26 protein-coding genes are annotated in these 26,020 nt (G+C 72.6%); 9 read left to right on the forward strand and 17 right to left on the reverse strand.

Translation table 11 applies throughout. The features are described 5' to 3' along the window. Window positions 1-28 precede the first annotated feature (28 nt). From ACYVLT_RS26845 to ACYVLT_RS26870, 6 genes are all read right to left on the reverse strand, one after another. Window positions 29-2,527 carry a beta-L-arabinofuranosidase domain-containing protein gene (locus ACYVLT_RS26845; RefSeq protein WP_461122984.1) on the reverse strand — a complete coding sequence of 833 codons (2,499 nt, stop codon included), beginning with the start codon at window positions 2,525-2,527 and terminating at the stop codon, window positions 29-31. 66 nt (window positions 2,528-2,593) lie between these two features. Continuing rightward, window positions 2,594-3,436, reverse strand: coding sequence for a hypothetical protein (locus tag ACYVLT_RS26850; protein ID WP_461122985.1), 843 nt, complete (start codon window positions 3,434-3,436; stop codon window positions 2,594-2,596). A gap of 64 nt (window positions 3,437-3,500) precedes the next feature. After that, window positions 3,501-4,304 (reverse strand): carbohydrate ABC transporter permease, encoded by an 804-nt coding sequence (locus ACYVLT_RS26855; protein WP_461122986.1) that lies wholly within the window; start codon window positions 4,302-4,304, stop codon window positions 3,501-3,503. Beyond that, complete coding sequence (locus tag ACYVLT_RS26860; RefSeq protein ID WP_461122987.1) at window positions 4,301-5,272, reverse strand: carbohydrate ABC transporter permease; 972 nt, start codon at window positions 5,270-5,272, stop codon at window positions 4,301-4,303. Before ACYVLT_RS26860 ends, ACYVLT_RS26855 begins: the two co-directional genes overlap by 4 nt. Before the next feature lie 67 nt (window positions 5,273-5,339). Further along, window positions 5,340-6,608, reverse strand: a complete 1,269-nt coding sequence (locus ACYVLT_RS26865; protein WP_461122988.1) for an ABC transporter substrate-binding protein — start codon at window positions 6,606-6,608, stop codon at window positions 5,340-5,342. A gap of 64 nt (window positions 6,609-6,672) precedes the next feature. Next, entirely contained in the window at window positions 6,673-8,508 is a 1,836-nt protein-coding gene (locus ACYVLT_RS26870; RefSeq protein WP_461122989.1) for a glycoside hydrolase family 127 protein, read from the reverse strand. Between the two features lie 241 nt (window positions 8,509-8,749). Between ACYVLT_RS26870 and ACYVLT_RS26875 the strand changes: the two genes are divergently transcribed. After that, window positions 8,750-9,775, forward strand: coding sequence for a LacI family DNA-binding transcriptional regulator (locus tag ACYVLT_RS26875; RefSeq protein ID WP_461122990.1), 1,026 nt, complete (start codon window positions 8,750-8,752; stop codon window positions 9,773-9,775). Between the two features lie 121 nt (window positions 9,776-9,896). Here the strand turns inward: ACYVLT_RS26875 and ACYVLT_RS26880 are convergent, their stop codons facing one another. The 4 genes from ACYVLT_RS26880 to ACYVLT_RS26895 form a co-directional block, all read right to left on the reverse strand. Further along, window positions 9,897-12,188 (reverse strand): heavy metal translocating P-type ATPase, encoded by a 2,292-nt coding sequence (locus ACYVLT_RS26880; protein ID WP_461122991.1) that lies wholly within the window; start codon window positions 12,186-12,188, stop codon window positions 9,897-9,899. Continuing rightward, window positions 12,181-13,128 (reverse strand): hypothetical protein, encoded by a 948-nt coding sequence (locus tag ACYVLT_RS26885; protein WP_461122992.1) that lies wholly within the window; start codon window positions 13,126-13,128, stop codon window positions 12,181-12,183. The genes ACYVLT_RS26880 and ACYVLT_RS26885 overlap by 8 nt, the downstream gene beginning before the upstream one ends. A 149-nt stretch (window positions 13,129-13,277) precedes the next feature. Next, on the reverse strand, window positions 13,278-13,484 hold the full coding sequence (locus tag ACYVLT_RS26890) for a heavy-metal-associated domain-containing protein (protein WP_461122993.1): 207 nt from the start codon (window positions 13,482-13,484) through the stop codon (window positions 13,278-13,280). Window positions 13,485-13,512: 28 nt separating this feature from the next. After that, a complete protein-coding gene (locus ACYVLT_RS26895) occupies window positions 13,513-13,794 on the reverse strand; it encodes a metal-sensitive transcriptional regulator (RefSeq protein WP_461122994.1) in 282 nt (93 codons plus the stop codon). A gap of 473 nt (window positions 13,795-14,267) precedes the next feature. On the opposite strand from ACYVLT_RS26895, the gene ACYVLT_RS26900 reads away from it, so the two are divergent. Beyond that, entirely contained in the window at window positions 14,268-15,074 is an 807-nt protein-coding gene (locus ACYVLT_RS26900; protein WP_461122995.1) for an alpha/beta hydrolase, read from the forward strand. Between the two features lie 4 nt (window positions 15,075-15,078). Here ACYVLT_RS26900 and ACYVLT_RS26905 read toward each other — a convergent pair whose 3' ends face one another. Beyond that, complete coding sequence (locus tag ACYVLT_RS26905) at window positions 15,079-15,297, reverse strand: hypothetical protein (RefSeq protein ID WP_461122996.1); 219 nt, start codon at window positions 15,295-15,297, stop codon at window positions 15,079-15,081. 198 nt (window positions 15,298-15,495) lie between these two features. Here ACYVLT_RS26905 and ACYVLT_RS26910 point away from each other — a divergent pair, with 198 nt between their 5' ends. From ACYVLT_RS26910 to ACYVLT_RS26930, 5 genes are all read left to right on the forward strand, one after another. Further along, window positions 15,496-16,140, forward strand: coding sequence for a helix-turn-helix transcriptional regulator (locus tag ACYVLT_RS26910; RefSeq protein WP_461122997.1), 645 nt, complete (start codon window positions 15,496-15,498; stop codon window positions 16,138-16,140). Continuing rightward, entirely contained in the window at window positions 16,137-17,228 is a 1,092-nt protein-coding gene (locus ACYVLT_RS26915) for an alanine racemase (RefSeq protein ID WP_461122998.1), read from the forward strand. The genes ACYVLT_RS26910 and ACYVLT_RS26915 overlap by 4 nt, the downstream gene beginning before the upstream one ends. Then, on the forward strand, window positions 17,225-18,154 hold the full coding sequence (locus ACYVLT_RS26920; RefSeq protein WP_461122999.1) for an ornithine cyclodeaminase family protein: 930 nt from the start codon (window positions 17,225-17,227) through the stop codon (window positions 18,152-18,154). Before ACYVLT_RS26915 ends, ACYVLT_RS26920 begins: the two co-directional genes overlap by 4 nt. A gap of 120 nt (window positions 18,155-18,274) precedes the next feature. Beyond that, on the forward strand, window positions 18,275-19,432 hold the full coding sequence (locus ACYVLT_RS26925) for a glycoside hydrolase family 6 protein (RefSeq protein ID WP_461123000.1): 1,158 nt from the start codon (window positions 18,275-18,277) through the stop codon (window positions 19,430-19,432). A 122-nt stretch (window positions 19,433-19,554) separates the two neighbouring features. Then, window positions 19,555-19,914 (forward strand): DUF2203 family protein, encoded by a 360-nt coding sequence (locus ACYVLT_RS26930; protein ID WP_461123001.1) that lies wholly within the window; start codon window positions 19,555-19,557, stop codon window positions 19,912-19,914. A 64-nt stretch (window positions 19,915-19,978) separates the two neighbouring features. On the opposite strand, the gene ACYVLT_RS26935 is transcribed toward ACYVLT_RS26930, so the two are convergent. From ACYVLT_RS26935 to ACYVLT_RS26955, 5 genes are all read right to left on the reverse strand, one after another. Further along, entirely contained in the window at window positions 19,979-21,577 is a 1,599-nt protein-coding gene (locus tag ACYVLT_RS26935; protein ID WP_461123002.1) for a S8 family peptidase, read from the reverse strand. 196 nt (window positions 21,578-21,773) lie between these two features. Further along, on the reverse strand, window positions 21,774-22,412 hold the full coding sequence (locus ACYVLT_RS26940; protein ID WP_461123003.1) for a hypothetical protein: 639 nt from the start codon (window positions 22,410-22,412) through the stop codon (window positions 21,774-21,776). After that, window positions 22,396-22,836 carry a DUF4383 domain-containing protein gene (locus ACYVLT_RS26945; RefSeq protein WP_461123004.1) on the reverse strand — a complete coding sequence of 147 codons (441 nt, stop codon included), beginning with the start codon at window positions 22,834-22,836 and terminating at the stop codon, window positions 22,396-22,398. Before ACYVLT_RS26945 ends, ACYVLT_RS26940 begins: the two co-directional genes overlap by 17 nt. A gap of 5 nt (window positions 22,837-22,841) precedes the next feature. Continuing rightward, window positions 22,842-23,492, reverse strand: a complete 651-nt coding sequence (locus ACYVLT_RS26950) for an STAS domain-containing protein (protein WP_461123005.1) — start codon at window positions 23,490-23,492, stop codon at window positions 22,842-22,844. Further along, entirely contained in the window at window positions 23,464-24,420 is a 957-nt protein-coding gene (locus ACYVLT_RS26955) for a Ppx/GppA phosphatase family protein (protein ID WP_461123006.1), read from the reverse strand. Before ACYVLT_RS26955 ends, ACYVLT_RS26950 begins: the two co-directional genes overlap by 29 nt. Window positions 24,421-24,520: 100 nt before the next feature. Between ACYVLT_RS26955 and ACYVLT_RS26960 the strand changes: the two genes are divergently transcribed. After that, window positions 24,521-25,327, forward strand: coding sequence for an SDR family NAD(P)-dependent oxidoreductase (locus tag ACYVLT_RS26960; protein ID WP_461123007.1), 807 nt, complete (start codon window positions 24,521-24,523; stop codon window positions 25,325-25,327). Between the two features lie 83 nt (window positions 25,328-25,410). On the opposite strand, the gene ACYVLT_RS26965 is transcribed toward ACYVLT_RS26960, so the two are convergent. Further along, a complete protein-coding gene (locus ACYVLT_RS26965) occupies window positions 25,411-25,590 on the reverse strand; it encodes a hypothetical protein (protein WP_461123008.1) in 180 nt (59 codons plus the stop codon). 51 nt (window positions 25,591-25,641) lie between these two features. On the opposite strand from ACYVLT_RS26965, the gene ACYVLT_RS26970 reads away from it, so the two are divergent. Next, window positions 25,642-26,013, forward strand: a complete 372-nt coding sequence (locus ACYVLT_RS26970; RefSeq protein WP_461123009.1) for a hypothetical protein — start codon at window positions 25,642-25,644, stop codon at window positions 26,011-26,013. Window positions 26,014-26,020: the final 7 nt, after the last annotated feature.

The following is a 26,020-nucleotide window of genomic DNA, read 5'->3' on the forward strand; positions in this document are numbered from 1 at the left end:
GGTGTGTCCTCACGGTGGGGGATGTGGGCTAGCGGCCGGTCGCGTGCAGGTCGGCCACTTCGGCGGCGGTGAGGGCGCGGCCGTGGACGCGGAAGGAGTCCACGGCGCCGTCCAGGTAGGGGTCGCCCGCGTACTGGGAGCGCCCGATCCAGTTCTGCGTGGTGCTGCCGAGCGCGGACGGCCGCACGGTCAGCGCCGTGTTCCGGGCCACCTCGGCGCCGTTGACGTAGAGCACGCCGAGGTTGCCGGTCTGCGTCACGGCGACGTGCGTCCACACGCCTGCGGGCAGCGGTGCCGGCGCGTCGATGCGCTGCTCGGCGCCCGCGCCGCCGGTGGTGATGGCGAACCTGGCGCCGCCCGCCGAACCGCGCGGGGTGAGGAACAGGTACGTGCCGGGTCCGGCGCCGAAGTCGAACACGCGCGCCCACGTGGCCACCGTGCCCAGCCACACCCACGTGGCCACGCTGAACGCCGTCGCACCCGCCAGCAGACCGGCGGGCAGCAGCACGTGCTCGCCGGCGCCGCCGAGGTCGACCGCCGAGCCGCTGCGGCCCGTGGTCCACCGCGCGCCGCCGGCGAGGGTGGCGGTCCGGCCGTTCCCGGTGGCGTCCGCCGCCACCGAGCCCGCCGCCTCGTCGAACGGGTAGTGCGCGATGAACGGCGGCGGCGCGGGCGTGTCGGTGACGTTCCAGTAGACCGTGTAGCGCTGGCCGTGCACCTGGTAGAACGGCAGCAACGTCACCTGGCCCGTGCTCGCCGTCGCCGTGTACCGCAACGGGGTGGTCGTCGCGCGCAGCGTGGCGGGCTGGAGCGTGGGCATCGACGTCAGGTCCGTCGTGCCGTACCCGCCCGCGAGCACGATCGGGCCGTGCTTGACCGCCTGCACGCCCGGGTTGTCCGGCGCGGCCTCCCGGGTCAGCGTCATCGGCAGGCTGATGTCCAGCACGTCACCGCTGCTCCACGTCCGGTCCAGGCGCGCGTACGTGCCCGGCACGGCCGGCACGTCCTGCACCACGCCGTTGAGCTTGAGCTGCGCGCCCGCCGCCCAGGACGGGATCCGCACGCGCAGGTCGATCGGCCCGGACCCGGTGACGGTGAGCCGGGTCGCCGCCGACTCCGGGAACCCGGTGTCCTGCCGCACGCCGATCCCCCGGCCCGGCCAGGTGAGCACCGAGGCGATGAACAGGTTGACGTACAGGGTGTTGCCGGCGTGGAAGTAGATGCTGTCGCCGTGCTTGGTGTTGGTCTCCATCCCGGTGCCGTGGCAGCAGGTGAAGTCCTGGTAGTCGTTGCTGTAGGTCCGCCTGCCACCGGGCCGCAGCGGCACGTAGTAGCTGTGGTGGCCGTGCGCGGACGACGGGTCCTGCCCGCCCAGCAGGTGGTTGAAGAGGGCCTTCTCGTGGAAGTCGAAGTAGTGCGCCCTCGGGTCGGTGCGGAACAGCTGACGGGTCAGCTTGAGCATGTTGTAGGTGTTGCAGCACTCGCACGTGTGGTCCGACAGCTCCGACGCGATCCGACCGGGCGCCTTGAAGTACTCGCCGTTGGAGTTGCCGCCGATGGCGTAGGTGTGCCCGCCGACCACGATGTGCCAGAAGTTGGTCGCGATGTCGCGGTACCGGGTCAGGCCGGTGGCGTGGTACTCGCGGATCGCGCCGAGCGCCTTCGGGATCTGCGTGTTCGCGTGGTAGCCGTCGAGCGCGTCCGTGTTGGCGGCCAACGGGTCGAAGACCTCCGCGTGGTCGAAGTGCTGCGCGGCGGTCAGGTGCGCCGGGTCGCCGGTCAGCTGGTACACGTTGGCCAGCACCTCGTTCATGCCGCCGAACTCGGTCCTGAGCATGTTCTGCCGCTGGGCCTGGGTCAGCCTGCCGTTGCGCCACCCGACCCAGGCGGCCATCCGGGTGAGCACGGTGAGCGCCTGGGCGTTGCCCGCCAGCAGGTGCACGTCCAGCAGGCCCGCCAGGATCTTGTGCAGGGTGTAGTAGGGCGCCCAGACCTGCTGCCGCGCCTCCACCCGGTCGATGAAGCTCTCCGGGAACGCGGACAGGTAGCCGGTGTTGAACCCGGCCGCCCGCGCCCGGTCCTGGCAGGCGGCGAGCTGGGCGACCAGGTAGTCGCCCTTGGCGCGGAACGCGGTGTCGCCGGTGCTCGCGTAGGCCTGCGCGAGCGCGGTCAGCACGTGGCCGGTGGAGTGGCCGCGCAGCTCGGTCGTCGGCGACTCCCACCCGCCGCACGGCGTCGCCGAGGACGCCAGGCCGACGTTGAGCCGGAACGTGTGCAGCAACCGGTCCGCGTCGAGGAACCGCAGGTAGGCGTGGGTGCGGGAGGTGTTGGACTGGAACGGTCCGGCGAGCAGCGTGACCGCGCCGAGGGGGAACGCGTGCGCCGACACGCCCGTGTCCGGTCTCGCGGCCGCTGCGGCAGGGGCGGCAGCGGCGGGCGTCGCGGAGAGGGCCGGCAGGGCGGTGGTCGAGGCGACCACCGCGCCCGCGCGCAGCACGGCGCGACGGGATGGGGTGGGCAGGGACATGGTCGTGACCTTCCGTGGCAGGGGGCCGGCGCCCCCGGTGCGGGGTCCGGGGGCGCCGGCGTTCGCTCAGCGGCCGTAGCGGCTCTTCAGGTGCCGCCACCAGTCGCGGAACATCCAGGCGTCGAACTCGGTGATGTTGCGGGCGCTGCCGGCCTTCATGATGAAGTTGGACACGCCGCTGGGCGTCCAGTCGTAGAAGTCGTCCAGGCCGAACGTGTGCCCGATCTCGTGCAGCAGGATCGTCATGTCGGTGCTGCCGAGGTTGTTGACGAAGTACTCGCTGCCCATCCGCTGGCCCCAGTCACCGCCCGCGCCGCCGCCCATGCCGGCGGTCAGCCACAGCGACTGGTCGTAGTGCCGGGGCACCCCGCCGGGACAGTTGCGGTACTGGCCGTCGCGGACGAAGAACCGGCCGCACTGCTCGGCGCACTGCGGTGCGTTCTCCCGGATGTTGTTGACGTAGATGTCGACCGAGTTGTCGTTCCACTGCAACGTGTTGCGGTCGCGCACCGCCCAGCCGACGACCTTGATCGGCACCTGCGCGTAGGGCCAGTTGTTGTGGCCCACCATGAGGTCGGTCCACTTCTTGTACTGCTCGGCGAGCTTGGCGTGGACGCGGTCGCGCAGCGACGCGCTCACCGGCGCCGACGAGTCCCACCGCACGCAGAAGTTCAGGTACCCGCCGTTGACGAACACCTGGTCCCAGCCGTAGTTGCGGAACCCGTAGAGGTTGCCGTACGTGCTCTCCTGGTGCGACCACACCTGGTTCAGCGGGGTCACCAGGTTCGACGGCGGGCTCCACGTCGCCGGGTTCGCGGCGGCCGTGACGTCACGCGCCTGCTCGGCCTGCGCGACGCCCGCACCGCTGACGGCCAACGCGAGCGCCACGGCGCCGAGCACCGTTCTCATCCATGATCGTGACACGATCATCTTCCTTCCGGTTGCCGGACGGAGCAGCGTCGGACCGGCCGGGTCACCCCTTGACGGCGCCTGAGGTGAACCCGCGGACGTAGCTGCGTTGCATGGCGGCGAAGAGCACGAGGCAGGGAACTGCCATGAACACCACCCCCGCTTCGAGCGCGGCGTAGTCGATCGACCCGTGGCTCGCGGTCCGCAGGTTGACCACGGCGAGGGTGGTGGTGAACTTGTCGGTCGAGTTGAGCAGGATCAGCGGCGCGAAGAACTCGCCCCACGAGGTCAGGAACGCGAACAGCCCCACGGTGACCAGACCCGGCCGCACGGCGGGCAGCATGATCCGCACGAGCGTGCCGACGCTGGTGCAGCCGTCGACCCGGGCCGACTCCTCCAGCTCCACCGGCACGGCCTCGAACGAGTTGCGCATCATGAACACCGAGAACGGCAGCTGGAACGTGATGAGCACCAGGCTCAGCCCGACCAGCGAGTCCTCCAGCCCCAACCAGCCCAGCAGCACGTACAGGGCGATGAGGATCGTCGCGTACGGCACCATGAGGATCGCCAGGGTGAGCAGGAACAGCACGTCGCGGCCCGGGAAGCGGAACCGGCCGAACGCGTAGCCGCCGAGCGTGGCGATGAACAGCGTGCCGCCCACCGTGAGCGCGCTGACGACCACGCTGTTGAGCACGTGCTTGAGCCGCACGCCGTTGGCGGAGCCGAACAGCCGGTCGTAGTTCTCCAACCCGAACCCGGTGTCCGTGCGCACCGACGCGAAGGCGCTCCACACCAGCGGGAACAGGAACAGGATCGCCAGCGCCGTGCCGGTGACGTAGTAGCCCCAACGCGTGCCCCGGGCGTTCACGACGACCTCCGGCGCAGCACGCGGAACTGGATGGCGTTGAACACCACGAGCACCACCAGCAGCACCACCGAGATGCCCGCGGCCGAGCCGAGGTCGAGCCGGACGAACGCCTCCCGGTAGATCACCATCACCAGCGAGGTGGTGCTGTTGTCCGGTCCGCCGCGGGTGAGGATCCAGAACTGGTCGAACGCCAGCAGCGAGCCGGTCGTCATCAGCGTGAGCACCAGCGCGATCGTCGGTCGCAGCAACGGCACCGTGATGCGCCAGAACGTCTGCCACCGGTTCGCGCCGTCCACCCGCGCGGCCTCGTAGACGTCCGGCGGGATGGCCTGCAACCCGGTCAGCAGGATCAGCATGGCGAACCCGGCGAACCGCCACAGCACCAGCAGCACCGCGGACGCGAGCGCGGAACCGGGACTGCCGCTGGTCCACGACACGTACCCGTCGACCAGCCCGAGCCACGACAGCAGGTCGGTCACCGGCCCGATCTCGTCGCTGAGCAGGCCGAGGAACAGCAGCGAGGCGCTGGCGAAGCCGACGGCCATCGGCAGGAAGAACGCGGTGCGGAAGAAGCCGACACCGGGTCGCCGGTGCTGCACCAGCAACGCCAACCCGAACGCGACCACGAACAGCAGCACCGTGATGATCACCGTGTACTTGACCGTGAACCAGGCCGCCGAGCGCAGCAACTCGTCCTCGGCGATCCCGCCGTAGTTGGCCGGCGCGTTGAACTCCGCCTTGCCCAGCAACGGCCAGCGGTGCAGGGACATCCAGGCCACCAGCGCCAACGGCACCAGGAAGAACAGCCCCACCATCACGGCCGTCGGCGCGGCGTAGGCGGCGCCGACGAGCGCGCGCAGCCGACGGCTCCTCCTCGCGGGCCGGTGCTCCTGGCGTGGTCGGGGAGTTCTCGTGCTCGGTGTCGACGTGGTGCCGGTGTTCGACTTGGTGCCGGTGTTCGGCGTCATGCCGGGATTTGGCGTCGTGCCGGGGTTTGGCGTCGTCGTCGTGGACATCCGAGCCTCCGGTGGTCGCTCAGCCCTGCTGGAGCGACTTGGTGATGGCGGTGTTGCCGTCGGCCAACGCCTTGCCCGCGTCGCCGAACAGCGCGCCGCGCACGGTTCGCAGCCACGGGCTCTGCGGGTCGTTGAACGAGACGTTGAAGTTGCGCGCGTAGGGCGTGCGGCCCTTGGCCACCAGGCCGTTGACCAGCACCGTGCGCGGGTCGGCCGCCGAGTACCTGTTGTCCGCCAGGTCCGTGCGGGTCGGCACGCCCTTGTTCTTGGCCACGACCTCGACCTGCGCCTCGTCGGACGTGGTCCAGGACAGGAAGTCCCACGCCTGCTCGACCTCCTGCGTGGTGGCGCCGATGCCGAGCGCGTCACCGCCCACGAAGGTGGACTCGCCGCCGGCCGGCCCGCTGATCGGGGCCACGCCGAGCTTCAAGCCCTGCTGCTCCAACGCGTCCAGCCAGACCGACGGCGCGGGCGCTATGCCCACGTTCCCGCTCTGCAACGCACCCAGCCACGTCGGACCGGCCTCGTCCTTCGACGCGGGCGCCGCCACGCCCTCCTCGTACAGCGCGCGGTAGATCCCGAACACCTCCGCCATCTCCGGCGAGTCGACCCGCGCCTGCTCGCCGTCGGCGTCGAGCACGTCGCCGTCGGCCGCCCAGACCGACGGCCACAGGGTGAACTCGACGCAGCCGCCGCAGTTGCCGCCGAAGTACGTGCCGTGCACGTCGCCGCCGAGCCGGTCGACCTCGCGGGCGTGGTCGGCGAACTCGCGCAGGGTGCGCGGCGGCCGTTCCGGGTCCAGGCCCGCCTTCGCGTAGAGGTCTTTGTTGTACAGCAGCACGGACAGGTCGATCGTGTGCGGCAACGCGTAGTTCGCGCCCTCCCAGGTGCCCGCCTTCACGTGCGACGGCGCGAGCCGGTCCCGCACCGGCAACCCGGCCAGCCGCTCGGTGACGTCGGCCCACAGGCCTTGCGAGGCGTACTGCGGCGCGAACACCACGTCGGCGGCGAACAGGTCGGGCAGCGACTTCGCGCCCGCCGCCGAGGCGAGCTTGGCCGGGTACTCCTCGTTCGGGTACGCGGTCACCTCCACCTTGTTGCGGTGGGTGGCGTTGTAGGCGTCGGCGTAGGCCTTGGACACCGATTCGGTCGCGGCCCGCGTCCACAGCGTGAGCACCGCGCCGTCGTCCGCGCCGGCCGGGCTTTCGGCTCCCCGGTCGCCGCACGCGGCCAGCACCAGCACACCCACCGCCACGGCGGAGGCAACACGAAGCCCTCTGGTTTTCACCGGTCTCTCCTTTGAGCACGGTCCGGGTGGGTCATCAGGTCCTTGTCGGTCAGGTCCTCGTCGGTCAGGTCTTGGGCAGCCAGACCCGCATGGTGGACGGGCCACCGCGCGCCCAGCGGTGGTACGGGACGAGGTTCAGCGGGGTGGTCGGCCGGGTGATGCCGCCGGTCGGCTCCGGTGGGCCGTAGGGCCAGTCGTCGGCGCCCGGCGCGTCGAACCGGGCGGCGACCTCGACGCCCGCTTCCGTGTCGACCGGCGGCACGGTGTCGTCCACGCGCAACGTGTCGAGGTCCGCCTCACCCGCCGACTCGGCGCAGTACACCAACGGGCCCCGTTCCACGGCCACGCACCCGCGCGTCGCGTCGATCCTCGGGTCGGGCGCGGTGAAGCGCGGCCGCGTGGGCAGTTCCAGCCGGATCTCCTCGCCGACGGCGAACGACCGGTACACCACGATGTCGCCCACCGGCACCTGGCGGCGTCCGTGGGTGGTGACGAGCGTCGCGCCCGTCGCCCACCGCGGCACGCGCAGCGTGATCGACCAGGGTTGGTGGTCGGTCTTGGTCACCCGCACGGTCACCGACCCGTCGTCGGGCAGGCCGGTGCGCACCTGCAACCCCACCTCGCGGCCGTCGGCCAGGCGGGTGGACACCTCGGAGTCGACGTACTGGTGCAGGCGCAGGCCGGTGTCGTCGGCCGTGACCAGGTAGCACGAGAGGCCGGCCAGCAGGCGTGCCGCGTTCGGCAGGCAGCACGACACCTCGAACCACGGCGCCCTGGGCCCGCCGCCGAACCCCAGCCGCTCCTCGTCCGCCGGCGGTGCGGTGGTCGGTGTGCGCTGGTGCAGGGTGTGGGCGTAGAAGAACGAGCGGCCGTCGTCACCGATCGCGGTGGCCACGACGTTGTAGAGGATGCGCTCGACCACCTCGTCGTAGCGCCCGTCGCCGGTGGCCAGCAGCAACCGCCAGGCCAGCATGATCGCGGCGACCCCGGCGCACGTCTCGGAGTACGCCCGGTCGGCGGGCAGCACGAAGTCGTCGCCGAACGACTCGTCGGCGTGCCGCGACCCCATGCCGCCGGTGAGGTAGGTGCGCCGCGCCAACGCGCGGTCGAACTGCGCCGCGACGGTCTGGAGCAGCTCGTCGTCACCGGTCTCGACCGCGACGTCCACCGCGCCGGCGGCCAGGTACAGCGCGCGCACCGCGTGCCCGTGCAGCACGGTGGCCTGCCGCACCGGCTGGTCGTCGCTGAAGTACGACCAGCCGAAGTGGTGGCGCGGCAGCGTGCGGCGACCACGCCGTTCGACGAACAGCGCGGCCTGGTCCAGGTAGCGCTGCTCCCCCGTCGCGCGGGCCAGCTCCACCAGGCCCGGCTCGATCTCCGGGTGGCCGCAGACGCCGGGCGTGCCGTCGGGTCCGAACGCGTCGCAGACGTGGTCGGCGGCACGGCGGGCCACCGCCAGCAACGGGTCCGCCGCACCACCGCCGGTGCGGGCGCGGGCGACGGCCGCCTGGAGCAGGTGCCCGGTGCAGTAGAGCTCGTGGCCCCACAGCATGTCGCCGTACCGGGCGGGTTGGCCCGGGCGACCGAAGGCGGTGTGCAGGTAGCCGTCCGGCGCCTGGGCCGCCGCGATCGCCGTCGTCAGCTCCGCGACCTGGGCGTCGAGGGCGGCCGGCGCGGTGCGGCCGATCTCCCAGGACATGGCCTCCAGCAGCTTGTAGACCTCGGAGTCGGTGAACTCCCGGCCGCGCCGGTTGGCCGAGGCGGCGTCCGGCGCGGTGAAGTTCCCGGTCCAGCCCAGGCGGTCCATCCATCCGCGAGCGTGCGGGATGGTCGCGGTGGCGTTGACGTCCTGGCGTCGGCGCCAGAAACCACCGGTGATCCGGACCTCGTCCTGGCCCAACGGGCGCAACCTCCCCCGCGAGGGGACGACGGGACGTCCTCCGACGGCAGTGGTGCTCGGCGACGTCACTGTCATCCCGACCTCCCGCGGTCCGCTTGCCTCGTCCCGACTCTGACAGCCGAAAACCTTTTCGGCAATCGTCCTCGTGGCCGCCCGAAAACGTCCCCACTATGGCGGTTCACGGTCGTGAAGAGCACCTACAATTGGTTCGGCGTTCGACAAACTTTTCGAAAGGCTTTCGATGGGCAGACGGCGGTCCGACGCGGTGACCCTCAGCGACGTGGCGCGGCTGGCCGGCGTCTCGATCTCCACCGCGTCCAAGGCCATCAACGCCCGGGACGAGGTCGCGCCCGCCACGCGTGAACGCGTGCTGCGTGCCGCGGCCGAGTTGTCGTTCCAGCCCAACGCCTTGGCCAGGGGGCTGATCTCGGGGCGGACGCGCACCATCGGGCTGCTCACCGACGAGCTCGGCGGCCGGTTCGCCATCCCGATCCTGCTGGGGGCGGAGAACGCGTTGGCGAACGAGCAGATGTCGGTGCTGCTGTGCGACGCGCGCGGTGACGCGATCCGGCGCAGGCACTACATCAGCACGCTGCTGGCCAGGCAGGTCGACGGGTTCATCATCCTGGGCGACGACAACGACATCCGGCCCTCGCTCACCCGTGACATCCCGGTGCCGGTCGTCTACGTGTACTGCGAGTCCAGCGACCCGGACGACCTGTCGGTGATCGCCGACGACGAGGGCGGCGCGCGGCTGGCCGTCGAGCACCTGGTGTCGTTGCAGCGCAAGCGCATCGGCCACATCACCGGCCCGCGGACCTACCGCGCCGCGCGCGACCGCGTCACCGCGCTGCACCGCGTGCTGGCCGAGCACGGGCTGGACCTGGCCGGCGGCGCGCCGCTGTACGGGGAGTGGTCGCAGCGGTGGGGCAGGCACGCGGCGCGGGTGCTGCTGGCCACCGATCCCGAGGTGGACGCGGTGTTCTGCGGCAACGACCAGATCGCGACCGGCGTCGCGGACACCCTCTCCCGCCTGGGCAGGCGGATACCGGAGGACGTGGCGATCGTCGGCTACGACAACTGGGAGGAGTTCGCCGCCGACTGCCGGCCGCCGCTGACCACCGTGGACCTCGACCTGGAGCGGTTGGGCACGACGGCGGCGAGGTACCTGTTCGACGCCCTGGACGGCCGCCGCCCGTCCGGCGTGATCCGCCAACCGTGCCGCCTGGTCGTCCGCGAGTCGACCTCGGCCCTGGGTTCCGCGTGACCTGAGCGTTGAACCCGGGGTACCTGAACGTAGGACTCTCGGCCCCCGAACGTAGGACTCTCGCGAGAGTCCTACGTTCAGGTCGCGAGAGTCCTACGTTCGCGTACCCCGAGTTCTACGTTCAGGAGACGGTGGCGGGGAGCTTGTCCGGTGTGGACTCGGCGGCACGGGACGGTTGGTCCGGTGTGGTGGCCGTGCTGCGGAAACCGCGCAGCCGCAGGCTGTTCGACACCACGAAGACCGAGGAGAACGCCATCGCCGCACCCGCGATCATCGGGTTGAGCAGTCCGGCCGCGGCCAGCGGCAGGGCGGCGACGTTGTAGGCGAACGCCCAGAACAGGTTGCCCTTGATGGTGGCCAACGTGCGCCGCGACAACCTGATCGCGTCCGCCGCCGCACGCAGGTCGCCACGCACCAGGGTCAGGTCGCTCGCCTCGATCGCCGCGTCCGTGCCGGTGCCCATGGCCAACCCCAGGTCGGCCTTCGCGAGCGCCGCGGCGTCGTTCACGCCGTCACCGACCATCGCCACGACCTTGCCCTCGCCCTGGAGCCGGGCGACGACGTCGACCTTGTCCTTCGGCAGCACCTCGGCCACGACCTGGTCGATGCCGACCTCGGCCGCCACCGCCCGGGCCGCCGCCTCGTTGTCACCGGTCAGCAGCACCGGCGTCAACCCCAGGTCGCGCAGCTGCCGGACGGCCTCGACCGACGTCGGCTTCACGGTGTCCGCGACCACGAGCACCGCCCGCGCCTCGCCGTCCCACGCGAGCAGCACGGCCGTGCGGCCACGCCGCTCGGCCGCCTCCTTCGCCTCGGCCAGCCGACCGTCCAGGTGCACGCCCCACTCGGCCAGCAACCGCTCGCGCCCCACGAGCACCGCGTGCCCGTCGACCACGCCCTGCACGCCGAGCCCTTCGAGGTTCTGGAAGCCCTCGACGTCGGGCAGCTCGCCGACCCGTTCCGCCGCACCGACCGCGATGGCCGCGGCGATCGGGTGTTCGGACGCGTGCTCCAACGCACCGGCGAGCCGCAGGGCCTCGTCCTCCTCGACGCCCTCCGCCGTGTGCACGGAGACCAGGCTCATCCGCCCGGTGGTGACGGTGCCGGTCTTGTCCAGCACCACCGTGTCCACCCGACGGGTCGATTCGAGCACCTCCGGCCCCTTGATCAGGATGCCCAGCTGCGCGCCGCGCCCGGTGCCCACCAGCAACGCCGTCGGCGTGGCCAGGCCCAGGGCGCACGGGCACGCGATGATCAGCACCGCGACCGCCGCCGTGAACGCCGCCGACGCACCGCCGCCCGCGCCGAGCCAGAACGCCAGCGTGCCCACCGCCAGCGCGATCACGACCGGCACGAACACCGCCGAGATCCGGTCCGCCAACCGCTGGGCCTGCGCCTTGCCGTTCTGCGCGTCCTCGACCAGCTTGGCCATCTGCGCCAGCTGCGTGTCCGACCCGACCCAGGTGGCGCGCACGACCAGCCGACCGCCCGCGTTGACCGTCGCACCGACCACCGCGTCGCCGGGACCGACCTCGACCGGCACGGACTCGCCGGTCAGCATGCTCGCGTCGACCGCCGAACTGCCCTCGGCCACCACGCCGTCGGCGGCGATCTTCTCCCCCGGCCGCACCACGAACCGGTCGCCGACGGCGAGTTCGCCGATCGGGATCCGGACCTCACGGCCGTCCCGCAGCACGCCGACGTCCTTCGCGCCCAGCTCCAGCAACGCCCGCAACGCCGCACCCGCACGTCGCTTGGACCGCGCCTCGAAGTAGCGACCGGCCAGGATGAACACCGTCACCCCGGCGGCCACCTCCAGGTAGATCGCGCCTGCGCCGTCGGTGCGCTGCACGGTCAGCTCGAACGGGTGCGTCATGCCGGGCGTGCCCGCCGTGCCGAACAGCAACGCGTACAACGACCAGGCGAACGCCGCGATCGTGCCCATCGAGATCAACGTGTCCATGGTGGCCGCGCCGTGCCGCAGGTTCGCCCACGCCGCCCGGTGGAACGGCCACGCGCCCCACACCAGCACCGGCGCCGCCAACGTCAACGAGATCCACTGCCAGTAGGTGAACTGCAACGCAGGCACCATCGCCAGCAGGATCACCGGCACCGCCAGCACCGCCGAGACGACCAACCGCTGCCGCAACGCCCCGGTGGGGTCCTCCTCGACCGGGGCGTGCGCCTGCTCGGTCTCCACGACCGGCAGCGCGGCCTGGTAGCCGGCGGCCTCGACCTGCTCGACCAACGTCCGCGGGTCGAGGTCGTCGGGGAACGTGACGCGCGCCTTCTCGGTGGCGTAGTTCACCGTCGCCGTGACACCGTCGAGCTTGTTCAGCTTGCGCTCGATCCGCGCCGCGCACGAGGCGCAGGTCATGCCGGTGATCGCCAGTTCGATCCGCGCGTCAGCCATGACCGTGCTCCTCTTCCTCGTGGCCGCCGCCCTCGACCGGGGTGTTCGCGGTGTCGACGGTGAACTCGGCGGTGCGCACGACCCCGTCGTGCCGGAAGTCCAGGAACAGCCGGTAACCGCCGGCCGACGGCACCTCGGCGACGAACGCGATCTCCGGGCCGGCGGGCGTCTTGCCGTCGCCGGGCACGCCCTCCGGGTGCACGTGGAGGTAGGCCAGGTCGCCCTGGCGCAACGCCACCAGGTGACCGTACGCCGCCAGGTAGGGCTGCAGATCGGTGACCGGCGCGCCGTCCTTGCTGACGGTCAGCCGCACCGGCGAGGCCTTGCCCGGCACCAGGTCGCCGTCCAGTCGCACTCGGTAACCGTCGACCTCGGCCACCCGGGACGGCGCGTGGGCACGGGGCTCGTAGTGGCCCGCCGCGTTCACGTCGACACCGAGCGTGGTCGCCTCGCCACCGGTGGGCTTGAAGTCGGCGAACACCCGGTAGGAGCCCGCCTCGGGGACGTCCAGCGGCACGGTCCACGTGCCGTCCGGCGCCATCTCGGGGTGGACGTGCCGGAAGCCGGACGTGTCGCGCCGGATCACGATGAGGTGCATCCGCTTGTCGTGCTCGACGTCGAACGCGGTGACCGCCGCGCCGTCGGGGCCCAGGATGCGGAAGGAGAAGGAGTCGGTTCCCGTGGTCAGCGTCGTGTCGGTGGGCGCGAGGGTGTGACCGCCCCTGGACGACGCCAGCCCCGCGGGCTGGTCGGGTGCCTCCGCGACGGTGCCGCCGTGGTCGTCCCCGTGCCCGGCGCCCTCAGCACCGGACGTGCCGTCGTGACCGCCCGGGGCGGCTTCGACGGAGAAGGGACCGACAGCGCTGCCGGCCGCCCAGGCGCCACCGGCGACCAGGGCGAGTACCGCACCGTAGGCGGAGAGCTTCACTGCTGTGTTCATCGGTTCAGTCCTCGAGACTGGTGGAGCCCGCCTCGCGACGGGCTCCGGATCGGCCGCTGTGCCGTTCGTGCTCGTCCTCACCGGTTACCACCGGCGGGGCCGTGGTCATGCGCCTCTCGCGCCGGCGCCTTGCCGGCGTCGCGCCGGCTTCAGCCGGCGAGCGCGTAGCCCGCCTCCTCGACGGCCGCGCGGACGTCCGCCTCCGCGACCGGGTCGGCGCTGGTCACCTTGACCGCGCCGGTCGGCAGGTCGACGGCCACGTCGGTCACGCCGTCGATCTTGGTGACCTCCTCGGTCACGGACGCCACGCAGTGGCCGCAGGTCATGCCGGTGACGGTGAAAGTGGACTCGGCCATCGTGAACTCCCGGTTTCGTCGTGTCGGTTCAGGACCGCACCAGGCGCGCGATCGCGTCGCTCGCCTCGCGGACCTTGGCGTCGGCGCCCTCGCCGCCCTGCGCCAGCGCTTCGGCGACGCAGTGCTTGAGGTGCTCGTCGAGCAGCCCGAGGGAGACCGCCTGCAGGGCCTTGGTCGCCGCCGCGATCTGGGTCAGCACGTCGATGCAGTACTCGTCGTCCTCGACCATCCGCTGCAACCCGCGGACCTGCCCCTCGACCCGGCGCAAGCGCTTGAGGACGGCATCCTTGTCCGAGGTGTAACCCCGCACGTCCCACACTCCCTTCGGCCACCCGTCGTGTTCCGGCGTGGTGCCTTCAGGGACATTTATACCCCCGGGGGGTATCAGGGTCAACTCGGACGCCACGCCCGGTGACCGCGGTCACCCCGGGGCGGAGCCGTACCAGCACCCTACCCCCGTACTGTACCGGCGACGGTTCGCCGCATGGGTCGGCGGGTGCGGTGTGACCATCCAGGAAGAACCGCAGCCGCCGGCCACCTCCACCGCCCACCCGGTGCCGACGCTCACCCAACGGCCGGATCCCCCGACGTCGCCCCATCCCACCGACCCGTCGACGACCCCGGCACGACCACCACCGGCTCGGCTCGCTGGTCGGCCGAGCCCTGAGCCGGGCCCGCTGACCCCCGCCGCACGTGCCCGCCCGGGCGAGCCGCGTCGCGCGCCCTCACCACCACGACACCCGGCGTTGACGGGCGTGGCGGTCCCGGCCGCATGATGGTCCGATGCGCAGGCGGGTGTTGTCCGTGGTCGCCGTGATCGCCATCATCGTGACCGTGGTGTTCGGCGGCGCGTTCGCGTTCCAGCGCAAGCTCATCTACCTGCCGACCGGCGGGCCGCTGCCCGGCGCGGCCGAGGTCCTGACCGGCGGCGTGGACGTCACCCTGACCACCGGCGACGGCCTGCGCCTGGCGGCCTGGCACTTCCCGGTCGAGTCGGCACGCGCGACCGTGCTCGTCGCGCCCGGCAACGCCGGGAACCGGCACCTGCGCGTCCCGCTCGCCCGCGCGCTCACCGCCCGCGGCCTGTCGGTGCTGCTGCTCGACTACCGCGGCTACGGCGGCAATCCTGGCGACCCGACCGAGGCGGGGCTGGCGCTGGACGTGCGCGCGGCCCGCGAGTTCCTGGTCCGAGACGCGGGCGTGCCGGCCGGGCAGGTGGTGTACTTCGGCGAGAGCCTGGGCGCGGCGGTGGCCGCCGAACTCGCCACCGAGCACCCGCCCGCCGGGCTCGTGCTGCGCTCGCCGTTCACCGACCTGGCCTCGGTCGGCGCGCGCCACTACCCGTTCCTGCCGGTCCGGTGGCTGCTGTCGGACGAGTTCCCGACCGAGCGGCACGTGGCACGGGTCGACGCGCCGGTCACGGTCGTCTTCGGCACGTCGGACACGATCGTCCCGCCCGAGCAGAGCCGCGCGGTGGCGACGGCGGCGCGCGGCCGTTCCGTCGAGGTCACGGGAGCCGACCACAACGACCGCGTGCTGCTGGACGGCCCGCAGGTGGTCGACGCGATCGTCGACGCCGCGCGGCCCTGATCGGCTACCAGCCCTCGTCGGGCTCCGGACCGTCCTCGGGCAGCGGCACGACGCGGTTCTGGTCCGCGACGTCCGCCGGGTCGGCCTCGACCACCTCCGTCGGCTCCGCCGCGGCTTGCGCCCGGCCGACGGAGGCCTCCTCGTCCTCCACCCCGGCGTCGGTCTCCGGCTCGACGGGACGCAGTTGGTCCGCCACGTCGTTCCACGGCTTTTCCAGGCTCATCGGCGTGATCCTCCACAACGGCGCGGGCAGGACGGCGCCCGCCGCGACCAAGCGTCGCAGTGGGCGGTCGGATACGACGGTCAGAAGTGGATTCACCCACCATCGGGGGACTCAAACCCGCGTGGCGGCGCCGCCAGCACCACTCGACCTCACTGGACGGATTGTCCAATCATCAGACTTTATGTCTAAGCTGTGCGCATGACAGCGGACGCGATACTCGGCGCGCTCAAGGCCGTGGTGCCCGGGTTGGCGGCGACGTTCGGCCGGTCGTGCGAGGTGGTGCTGCACGACTACCGGCGGCCCGACAACTCGGTGGTGGCGGTGGCGGGCGAGGTGACCGGGCGGCACGTCGGTGGCGCGATGAGCGAGATCGGCCTGGCCGTGCTCGCCCGCGGCAACGAGGCGGTCGACGAGCTCAACTACCTGACCCGCACGCCCGACGGCCGGGTGGTCAAGTCGTCCACCATGCCGTTGCGCGACGAGCACGGCGACGTGTTCGGTGCGTTGTGCGTGAACCTGGACGTGACGGCGTTGCGCCAGGTCGGGGACCTGCTCGCGGACCTGGCCGGTGGTGGCGGCACGGCGACGACCACGACGTTCACCGACGACGTCGAGGAGCTCGTCGACGCCGTCGTGCGCGCCGAGGAGCCGGCCCTGGCCAAGCCGGTGGCGGGCCTGGCCAAACCCGAACGCCTGCGCCTGCTGCGGGCACTCGACCAGCGCGGCGTGTTCCACCTGCGCGGCGCCGCGCCCCGGGTGGCCGCACGACTGGGCATCTCGCGCGCCTCCCTCTACGCCGACCTGGCCGCGTGCCGCACCGAACCCACCGATGAGGAGCGATGACCCCTTACCTGCTCGTGGACGAGGCGAAGGTGCGGCGCAACGTCGAACGCCTGCGCGCCCACCTCGACGCGCTCGGCACTCCCCTGCGCCCGCACGTGAAGACGGCGAAATCGGTCGACGTCGCCCGGTTGGTGTTCGACGGCGGCACGGGGCCCATCACGGTGTCGACGTTGCGCGAGGCCGAGGCGTTCGCCGACGCGGGTTTCACCGACATCGTCTACGCGGTCGGCATCGCACCGTCCAAGTTGGACCGGGTGCTCGCGCTGCGGCGACGCGGGGTGGACCTGGTGGTGCTGCTGGACAGCGTGGCGCAGGCCCGCGCGGTGGCCGAGGCGTCGACCGCGGCCGGCATCGCGATCCCCGCCCTGGTCGAGGTCGACTGCGACGGCCACCGCGGCGGCGTGGCGCCCGGCTCGCCCGAGGTGACGGCGATCGCCGCCGCGCTCGACGGCGCGGAGCTGCGCGGCGTGCTGACCCACGCGGGCGAGTCGTACTTCTGCTACACGCCTGACGCGCTCGTCGAGGCGGCGGAGAACGAACGCGCCGCCGCCGTCCGGGTGGCCGAGGACCTGCGCGCGGCGGGGTTCGCGTGCCCGGTGGTGAGCGTCGGCTCGACGCCCACCGCGCACGCCGCTGCCGACCTGACCGGGGTGACGGAGGTCCGCGCGGGCAACTTCGTGTTCTTCGACCTGGTGATGGCGGGCATCGGCGTGTGCTCGGTGGACGACCTCGCGCTGTCGGTGGTGGTGACGGTGATCGGCCACCGGCCCGGCAAGATCATGACCGACGGCGGCTGGATGGCCACCTCGCGCGACCGCGGCACGTCCCGGCAGCCGGTCGACCAAGGCTACGGCCTGGTCGCGCCGCTGGACGGCCCGCCGTACCCCGACCTGCTGATGACCGACGCGAGCCAGGAGCACGGAACCCTGGCCGTGCGGCCCGGCAGCGACGCGCCGCTGCCCGACCTGCCGATCGGCACGCTGGTCCGCGTGCTGCCCAACCACGCGTGCGCCACGGCCGCGCAGCACGACGCCTACCGGCTCGTCGGCGACGCGGGCACGACGTGGCGGCGGGTGAACGGCTGGTGATCTTCCTGTCCGAGGAGGAGTCGAGCGCGCTGGTCACCCGGGACCTGGCTTACGCGGCCGCCCGGTCGGCGTTGCTGGAGGCGGCGGGTTCCGGTGTCCTGTTCCCGGCCGTGGTGGGGCACGGGTCGTCGCCCGGCAACCGGTTCACGGTCAAGTCCGCCGCGTCGGCGGAGGCGGCCGGGGTGAAGATCGGCAGCTACTGGCCCGGCAACGCCGAGCGCGGGGTGCCGCGGCACAGCTCGGTGGTGCTGCTGTTCGACCAGGACACCGGCCGGATCGGGGCGGTGGTCGAGGCGGGCCTGGCCAACGCGTTCCGCACCGCCGCGGCCGACGCGGTCGCGGCCGACGTGCTGGCCCGGCCGGACGCCCGGTCGTTGGCGGTCTTCGGCACGGGCCCGCAGGCGTGGCACGAGTGCCTGGCGCTGGCCCGGGTGCGCGACCTCTCGGTCGTGCACGTGGTGGCGCGCGATGCCGATCGGGGCGCGCGGTTCGCGGCGTCGCTGGCAGCCGAGGGGCTGGTGGCGGTGGTGACCGGGCCCGAGGAGGCGTGCCGCTCGGCGGACGTCATCGTCACCGCGACCACGGCCCGCGCGCCGTTGTTCGAGGCGGGGTGGGTGCGGCCGGGCACGCACGTGGCGAGCATGGGGTCCGACGCCGAGGGCAAGCAGGAGCTGCCGGTGGCGTTGCTCGCGTCCGCGCGGCTGTTCTGCGACTGGCCGGCGCAGTCCGCGGTGCTCGGCGAGTTCCAGCACGTGCCCGACGCCCGCCCGACCGCGTTGGGCGACGTGCTCGCGGGCCGTGCGCCGGGACGGACGTCGGCCGACGACGTGACGGTGTTCGACAGCTCGGGCATCGCGCTCCAGGATCTGCACCTCGGCCTGGCCCTCCTGCGGGCCGCCGGCCTCGCACCGTCACCGGCAAGGTAACGACCGCATTGCGAAACGGTGCCCGCACCCGTGACCGGGGGTTGTGATGCAGCTCATGAACACGCATGCTTGCGGCCGGTTGGGAGCGCTCCCAGGCAGCGTTCCGTGAGGAGCAGACGAGTGAGCAGCGGAACGGGACGACGGCGCGTCGGGCTGACCCTGGCGGCGACCGCGGTGTGCGCGTTGATCGGCGCGAGTGGCGCCGGAGCGGAGGGGATCGTGACGGCCGCAGGACCGCCCCACCTGCCCAAGGGCACGTCGTTCTACGTCGAACCGGACGGCAACGCCGCGCGGCAGGCCGCGCGGTGGCAGGCCGAGGGCCGGGTCGCGGACGCCGAGCTGATGAGGGGCTTGGCCGCCCAGCCGACCGCGATCTGGTTCACCACGGCGGGCGCCGAGCAGGTGCGCGAGAACGTGCGCAACGTCGTGCGGGCCGCGCGGGCCAAGCACCAGGTGCCGGTGCTCGTGGCGTACTTCGTGCCCTACCGGGACTGCTCGCAGTGGTCCGCCGGCGGCGCGCGCAGCGAGCAGGAGTACAAGGAGTGGATCGACGCCTTCGCCGCCGGCATCGGTGACGAGAAGGCCGTCGTGGTGGTCGAGCCGGACGGCCTGGCCCTGCTGACCAGCGAGCCGTGGTGCACCATCGGGCCGGACGAGGAGCTGGTGCCGCAGCGGTTCCGCGAGATCAACCACGCCGTGGACGCGCTCAAGCGCGGCAAGCACACCCGCGTCTACCTGGACGCCGGGCACTCGGCGTGGCAGGCGCTCAACGACTACGACGCGGGCTACGGCGAGCCGCGACAGCAGCTGGGCATCGTCAACCGCCTGCTCCGGGGCGGTGTCACGCGGGCGGACGGGTTCGCGCTCAACACCTCGAACTACCGCTTCACCGAGGACCTCGTCCAGTACGGCACGCGTGTGTCCAAGTGCATCTACCTGCGCACGGAGGAAGGTGCGACCAGCTGCCCGGCCGACGAGGAGCTGGACGCGATGCCGGTGCGCAAGTCGAAGATGACCCACTTCGTGCTCGACACCAGCCGCAACGGCCGCGGTCACTACACGCCGGGCGAGGGTGAGACCGACTGGTGCAACCCGCCCGGCCGCGGTCTGGGCGCCCGCCCCACGGCGAACACCGGCATCCCGCTGGTGGACGCGTTCCTGTGGATCAAGCGCCCGGGCGAGTCGGACGGCGAGTGCCAAGGTGGCCCGGCCGCCGGCCGCTGGTGGCCCGAGCAGGCCCTGGAACTGGCCAAGCTCGCCTCACCGCCGCTGCGCTGAGGTGACCCGGGGCCGCCTGACGACCGCCCAGGCGGCCCCGACCCACCTGCCCGGCAGCGGCACGTCGCCTCGGACGGCGGCGGGTAACCTGGTCGGGTAAGGCGGATCACGGCGGACCAGGGGTGGCATTGTTCAGCGTGCCCGAGGCGCGGGAAGAGCTGGCCGGGCTGCTGCCCGTGCTCACGGAGATCGTCGCGATCCGGGCCGACGCCGCCGAGCTGGCCGCCTCGCTCAACGGCGGCGGGCCGACCGACCTCGGCGGGCTGCCGGAGCTCAAGGCGGCCCAGGCCCGGCTCGACGAGCTGATGACCGCGGTGCAGGAGACCGGCGCCGAGCTGAAGGGCTTCGCTCCCCTGCTGGTCGACTTCCCGGCCGAACTCGACGGCGTGCCCGTGCTGCTGTGCTGGCTCGAAGGCGACGAGGGCCTGGACTGGTACCACCGCACGGACCTCGGCTTCGCCGGACGACGTCCGCTGGCGTGACGACGGGCGGGCGGGACCGGATCCGGTCCCGCCCGCACCCTCTCGGCCGGTTGGCCCTCGTGCCCTAGAAGGCGATGGACCAGGCGTCGATGTTGCCGGTGTCGTAGGTGTAGACGTCCTTCACCCGCAACTTCCACGTGCCGTTCTTGTTCTCCGCCGACGTGTCGACCTTGAAGGTCTCGTGGATGCCGTCGGCGTCCTTGCTGGTGCCCGCGGGCCGCAGCGCGAACACCGCGCCGCTCGGTCCGATCAGGTCCACCGCCAGGTCGGCCACGTACGGGTGCACGATGTCCACCTTCACGGCGGTCGCCGCGACGCCCTTGCCCTCGCAGTCGGCGACCACGATGTCGGACGTGACGGCCTCGCCGGCGTCCGGGATGGCCACGTCCTCGGCATTCGAGCCACCGGCGCAGGTCGGCGGGTTCGGCTTGTCGCCGCCGATGAACCCGGTGTACAGCAGCTTGTTCGGCGAGCCCGGCCCCGAGTTCTTGACCGCGCCGGCGGTGGCGTTGTCGGTCAGGGCCTTGGCCACGTCGGCCGGGGACGCCGCCGCCGCGGCGCCCAGGAACAGCGCCGCCGCGCCCGCCACGTGCGGCGACGCCATCGACGTGCCGCTGATGGTGCGCTCCGCGCCGTTGTTCCAGGCCGAGGTGATGTTCTGGCCGGGCGCGAAGATGTCGGTGCAGGAACCGAAGTTGGAGAACGAGGCCCGGTTGTCCGCGTCGTCGGTCGCGTTGGCCGTGATCGCCTCGCGGGTGCGCGCCGGCGAGGTGTTGCACGCGTCGCGGTTGTCGTTGCCGGAGGCCACGGCGACGGTGACGCCGGCCGCGACGGTCTTCTTGACCGCGTTGTCCACCGACGTGTTGGCCGAGCCGCCGAGGCTCATGTTGGCGACCGCGGGCTTGGCCGCGTGCTGCGCGACCCAGTCCAGGCCGCCGACGATCTGCGACCACTGGCCGGAACCCTGGCAGTTGAGCACCCGGACGCCGACCAGCTTCACGCCCTTGGCCACGCCGTAGGTGGTGGCGCCGATGGTGCCCGCGACGTGCGTGCCGTGGCCGTGGCAGTCCTGCGCCTCGGCGTCGCCGTCGATGAAGTCGTGCCCGTCGACGGCCCGGCCGCCGAAGTCGGTGTGCACCTTGTGGATGCCCGTGTCGATCACGTACGCGGTGACGCCCGCGCCGGTGCCCTTGGCGGTGTACTTCTTGTCCAGCGGCAGGTTCTTCTGGTCGACCCGGTCCAGGCCCCAGGGCGGGTTCTCCTGGGTACCGGTGCCAGTGGCGTGCGCGATGCCGGTGGCGTGCGCGATGCCGTCCTGCTCGACGTACTCCACCGCCGGGTCGGCGGCCAACTCCCGCGCCTGGTCCTCGGACATGGCGGCGGAGAAGCCGCGCAGCACGGTGGTGTAGGTCAGCTTGACCTCACCGCCGTAGGTGGCGACCAGCGACTCCGCCACGGCGGGCGTCTCCTGCATGTCGACGTGGGACTCCCGCAGCGCGACGATGTAGCTGCCCGCCACCGCGCCCTCCCGGTCGGCGCCGAGGATCCCGCCCTCGCCTGGTCGCCCGGCGCCGCGGCCGGGTTCGACCCCGGCCAGCAGCAGGCCTGCCGTCGCCAGGCAGGCGATGACGACCCGTCGCCGGGTCGAGCGATCGTGTCGCATCGGTCGTTCTCCGTTCCACTGGACCGCCCAGCAGGAGTTTCGTCAGAACAGGCGGCCACGTGGACCCACCCTCCGGCGACGAGGGACGTCCAACGATCCGGGTAGCGGCGAACAGGGCTGGACAAACCAGGAGGACGGTGGGCTCCGGACCCCGACGGACTCGTCATGACCTTCGACTACCCGGAGCAACGCACGATCATGCGTCCGGAGCAGTCACCGGATCGGGCGATCGGCCGCGTCGACTGCCCCGGTAGGCGCGCTCGCGGGCCCGGGCGAGCGCGGCGGGAGCCAGGTCGAGGCCCGGCGGCCGGTTCCGGACGGGGTCGAACGCGGGCAGGTCGCGGTCGACGTCCAGCGGCCGGACGACGAGCCTGCCGACGGGCCGCCACGGGCCGCCGACCTCCAGCGTGAAACCCAGTTCGGCGGGCAGGTCGTCCAGCGCCGCCGAGCCGACCCGGCAGGCATCGGGGACGGCGGCCAGCCACACCAGCCGGCCCCGCCAGCGGAACGGGCTGATGGTGCCGTACCGGGCACTGGTCCACCGCCGCGCCGGCCTGGGCAGCACGCGGGCGAAGGAGGTGGACAGCAGCACGTCCCACGGTCCCGGCAGCCGGAACGCCAGCCCCAGCACGTCGGGCAGCCCGCCCGGCGTGCCCACGCCCTTGGACAGCCGACCGACCACCTCCGTCACGCCGACCGGCAGCGGCAGCGCGGGGTCGAACGTCGCGGTCACGACGCCCTCGAACCACCGGCCGCGCGGGTGGAATGCCTTGGCGTCGCGAGCGCCGGCCAGCACCCGGAACGCGGGCTCGACGACGTCAGGCACTGCGAGCATGGGGGTTTCCCTTCAGCGCTAGGCCGAGCGCGACCATGCCGAGGCCCAAGCCGAGGTGCAGCCAGTCGTCGGCGTCGTTGACCGGCACGAAGTTCGCCGTGCCCGCCTTGTCCACGACCAGTCCGTAGAGCCACAGCACCAGGTACACCGCGCCGCCGCCGATCAGGAACGCCCGCCCGGCCGACGCGGTGCGCGCCATCGCCAGGCCGATCGCGCCGAACAGCAGGTGCACCAGGTTGTGCAGCACGGACACGTGGAACACGCCGAGCAGGTGCGCGCCGGACCCGGGCCCGGCGAACGTCATCCGGTCGACGTGGGTGGTGATGCCCGGCACGAACCCGAGCACGCCGACCACGAGGAACACGACCGCGACCGCCATCGCCGCCGCGCGGACCGGGTGCGGCAACCGCGTGGTCGCACTCATGCGGATCACCTCGCCTGTGACGGTGGTTCCCGCTCGACTACCCCGCGATCACCACCCGAAACGACCTGACCGTCACGACCGGCCGCGGCCGGCCCGGCACCACCCGATCCGGCATGCCCGTCCACACCCGCGCCACCACGCCCATCCGCACCGGGAACCACCCGCCCGACCGCACCCGGACCGCCGCGCCCATCCGCACCCGCGCCACCACGCCCGTCCACACCGGGAACCACCCGCCCGACCGCACCGGCACCCCCACGCCCGTCCCCGCCGGGCACCACGCGCCCGGTCGCCGCCGACGTCACGTCCGGGTAGCGCGGGAACAGCCGGTCCAGGTCGGTGCGCTCGAACACCCGCCGCACGTGCGGCGGCACGGCGGCCAGCCGCAGCCAACCACCCGACCGCTGGGCCCTCGCCCTGGTGCGGACCAACGCGCTCATCGCCTGCGCGCCGCAGAACGCCACCCCGGCCATGTCGAGCACGATCCGGTCGCGTCCCTCGCTCACCAGGCGGTCCATCCGGTCCAGCACCCGCCGCGCGCCCGCCAGGTCCAACTCCCCGGTCGCCACGACCACCGCGCACCCCGTCCGGTGAGCCTCGACCGACAGCGCCAGCATCCCGACCCCTTCACGCCACCCGGCAGTACTCGTCGTCATCGCCCGTCCCGATCAGCGAGAGCAGCAACCCCTCCCTCGTCGACCACGGGCATATCTCCACCTCGTCGTGACCGGTGGCCACCATCAGCGCCTCCGCCACCAACGCGCCCGCCAACGACTGCGCCGCGCGGTGCCGGGAGATGCCGGGCAACCGGGCGCGCCGGGGCGCGGGCATCCGGGCCAGCCGGGGTATCCAGCCGCGCAGGTCGGCCAGCCGCAGGGTGCGCGGCACGAACGGCCCCTCGTGCTGCGGACGTGCCCCGGCCAGCCGCGCGAGCTGCTGGAACACCTTCGAGCAGCCGACGGCCCGGTGGTCGGCGACGGACACGCCGTCCAACGCGGCCCGCACCCGGTCGTGCACCGGCACCTGCGCGCGGGCCAGGCCCCGGTGGTCGCGCGGCAGGGCCCCGTCAAGCGCGAGCCGCCGGGTCATCGTGCGGGCGCCGAACGGCAGCGAGCGCGTCAACGACGGCTCCACGTCCTCACCGGCCGCGAGTTCCACCGTGCCGCCGCCGACGTCGAGGACCAGCAGCGCGCCGACGTGCCAGCCGAACCAGTGCCGCGCGGCCCGGTAGGCCAGGCGGGCCTCCTCCTTGCCCGGCAGCACGCGCAGCTTCGTGCCGGTGCGGCGGGTGACCTCGGCGATCACCTCGCTCGCGTTGGCGGCGTCGCGGATGACGGAGGTGGCGAACGGTACGACGCCGGAGACGCCGGCCCGTTCGGCGGCCCGGTGCGCGGTCTGGACGGCGGTCACGACCTGTTCGACGCCTTCGCGGCGCAATCGGTTGTGCGAGTCCAGCGCCCGGTCCAGCCGCAGGCGGGTCTTGTGCGAGAGGACGGGGTGTAGCGGTGAGCCCGAAACCACGACGAGGTGTGCGCTGAAGCAGCCGACGTCCAGCACACCGACCTGACGGGGTCTTCCGGACATGCGTCACCACCATTCACGAGTGAGAGGTACCGGAGGGAATGCCCAACGGTGCGCCGGGCGAAACCGGATTGGGTGATCCGACTCCGGGTAGTTCACCGCCATGAGTGCTTCCGAGAGGCCGTTGGCGGTGGTGACCGGCGCCTCCAGCGGGATCGGGCTGGAGCTGGCGAAGGTGTTCGTCGAGCACGGGTTCGACCTGGTGGTGGCGGCGGAGAACGACGTGGTGCACGACGTGGCACGTGAGTTGGCCGCCGGTGGCGCGCGGGTCGACCCGGTGCGGGCCGACCTGGCCACGTTCGAGGGCAACGAAGACCTGGTCGCGGTGGTCGAGGAGGTCGGACGACCGGTGGACGCGTTGGCGGTCAACGCCGGCGTGGGCATCGGCGGCGACTTCGTGGACGACAGCGACCTGCGCGCCCACCTGCGGGTGGTCGACCTCAACATCGGCTCGGCGGTGCACCTGGCGAAGCGGCTGGTGCCCGCGATGGTGGAACGCGGTGCCGGCCGGGTCCTGTTCACCTCGTCGGTGGCGGCGACCGCGCCCGGACCGTTCCACTCGGTGTACGCGGCGTCGAAGGCGTTCGTGGCGTCGTTCTCCCAGGCGCTGCGGGAGGAGCTGCGCGACAGCGGGGTCACCGTGACGGCGTTGATGCCCGGTCCGACCGACACCGACTTCTTCCGCCGGGCGGGCATGACCGGCACGAAGGTCGCCACCGGGCCGAAGGACGACCCGGCGGACGTCGCGCGGGCCGGGTTCGCGGCGCTGATGGACGGCGACGACCACGTGGTGGCCGGGTCGCTGCGCAACAAGGCGCAGGCGGTCGCCGGCCGCGTGCTGCCCGACCCGGTGAAGGCGCGGGCGATGCGCGCGATGACGGAACCGGGCTCGGCGCCGTCCGGGTCCTGAACCCCCGCCCGGCCGAGTCGTGGGCCTCGGCCTGGTCGGGTCGTGTACCCGGCCAGGCCGTGGTCCGGCGTCGGCGCGCCGGTTCAGAACTCGGGGATCTCCGGCCCGCCGTCGTCGCGCTCGGGCACCTCGTCGCCGATCAGCGCGCGGTACTCGTCGACCTCCTGCGGGGTCGGGTCGATCGGCGCTTCCTCGGCGACCTCGTCCGGGTCGACCGGCTCGTCCACTGATTGCTCCGGCGCGGTTCCCTCTGCTGCGGTCATGGTCGCTGGTTACCCCGTGTGCGCCTGGTCGAACGGGGTAACCGTGACCCCGTGACCATCCACGCCAGACGAGATGTCCCCGCCCTGCCCGACCTGGTGTTCAACGCCGCCGCCGACCCCGTCCGGCTGGCCTCCTGGCTGCCCCGGCCGTACCAGGTGATCGGCCGTTCGGACGACGTGCTGATCCTGCGCGCGCACGACGAGCCGCACCAGGTGAGCCTGGCCGCCGACTACGACCAGCTGCTCCTGACGTGGGAACCGCTGGCCGACCACGGCTGCCGGGGCCGGTTGCGGGTCTCGCTGGCGGGTGCGGCGGGCAGCGTCGCCGAGCTCCGGGTGGACGACTGCCCCGACGACCAGCTGCCGGCCCGCCTGCTCGAAGCGCTGGCGAACGAGGTTGAGCGCAACCTCACCGCCGGCTGATCATGGG

The organism is Saccharothrix stipae (assembly GCF_054781895.1).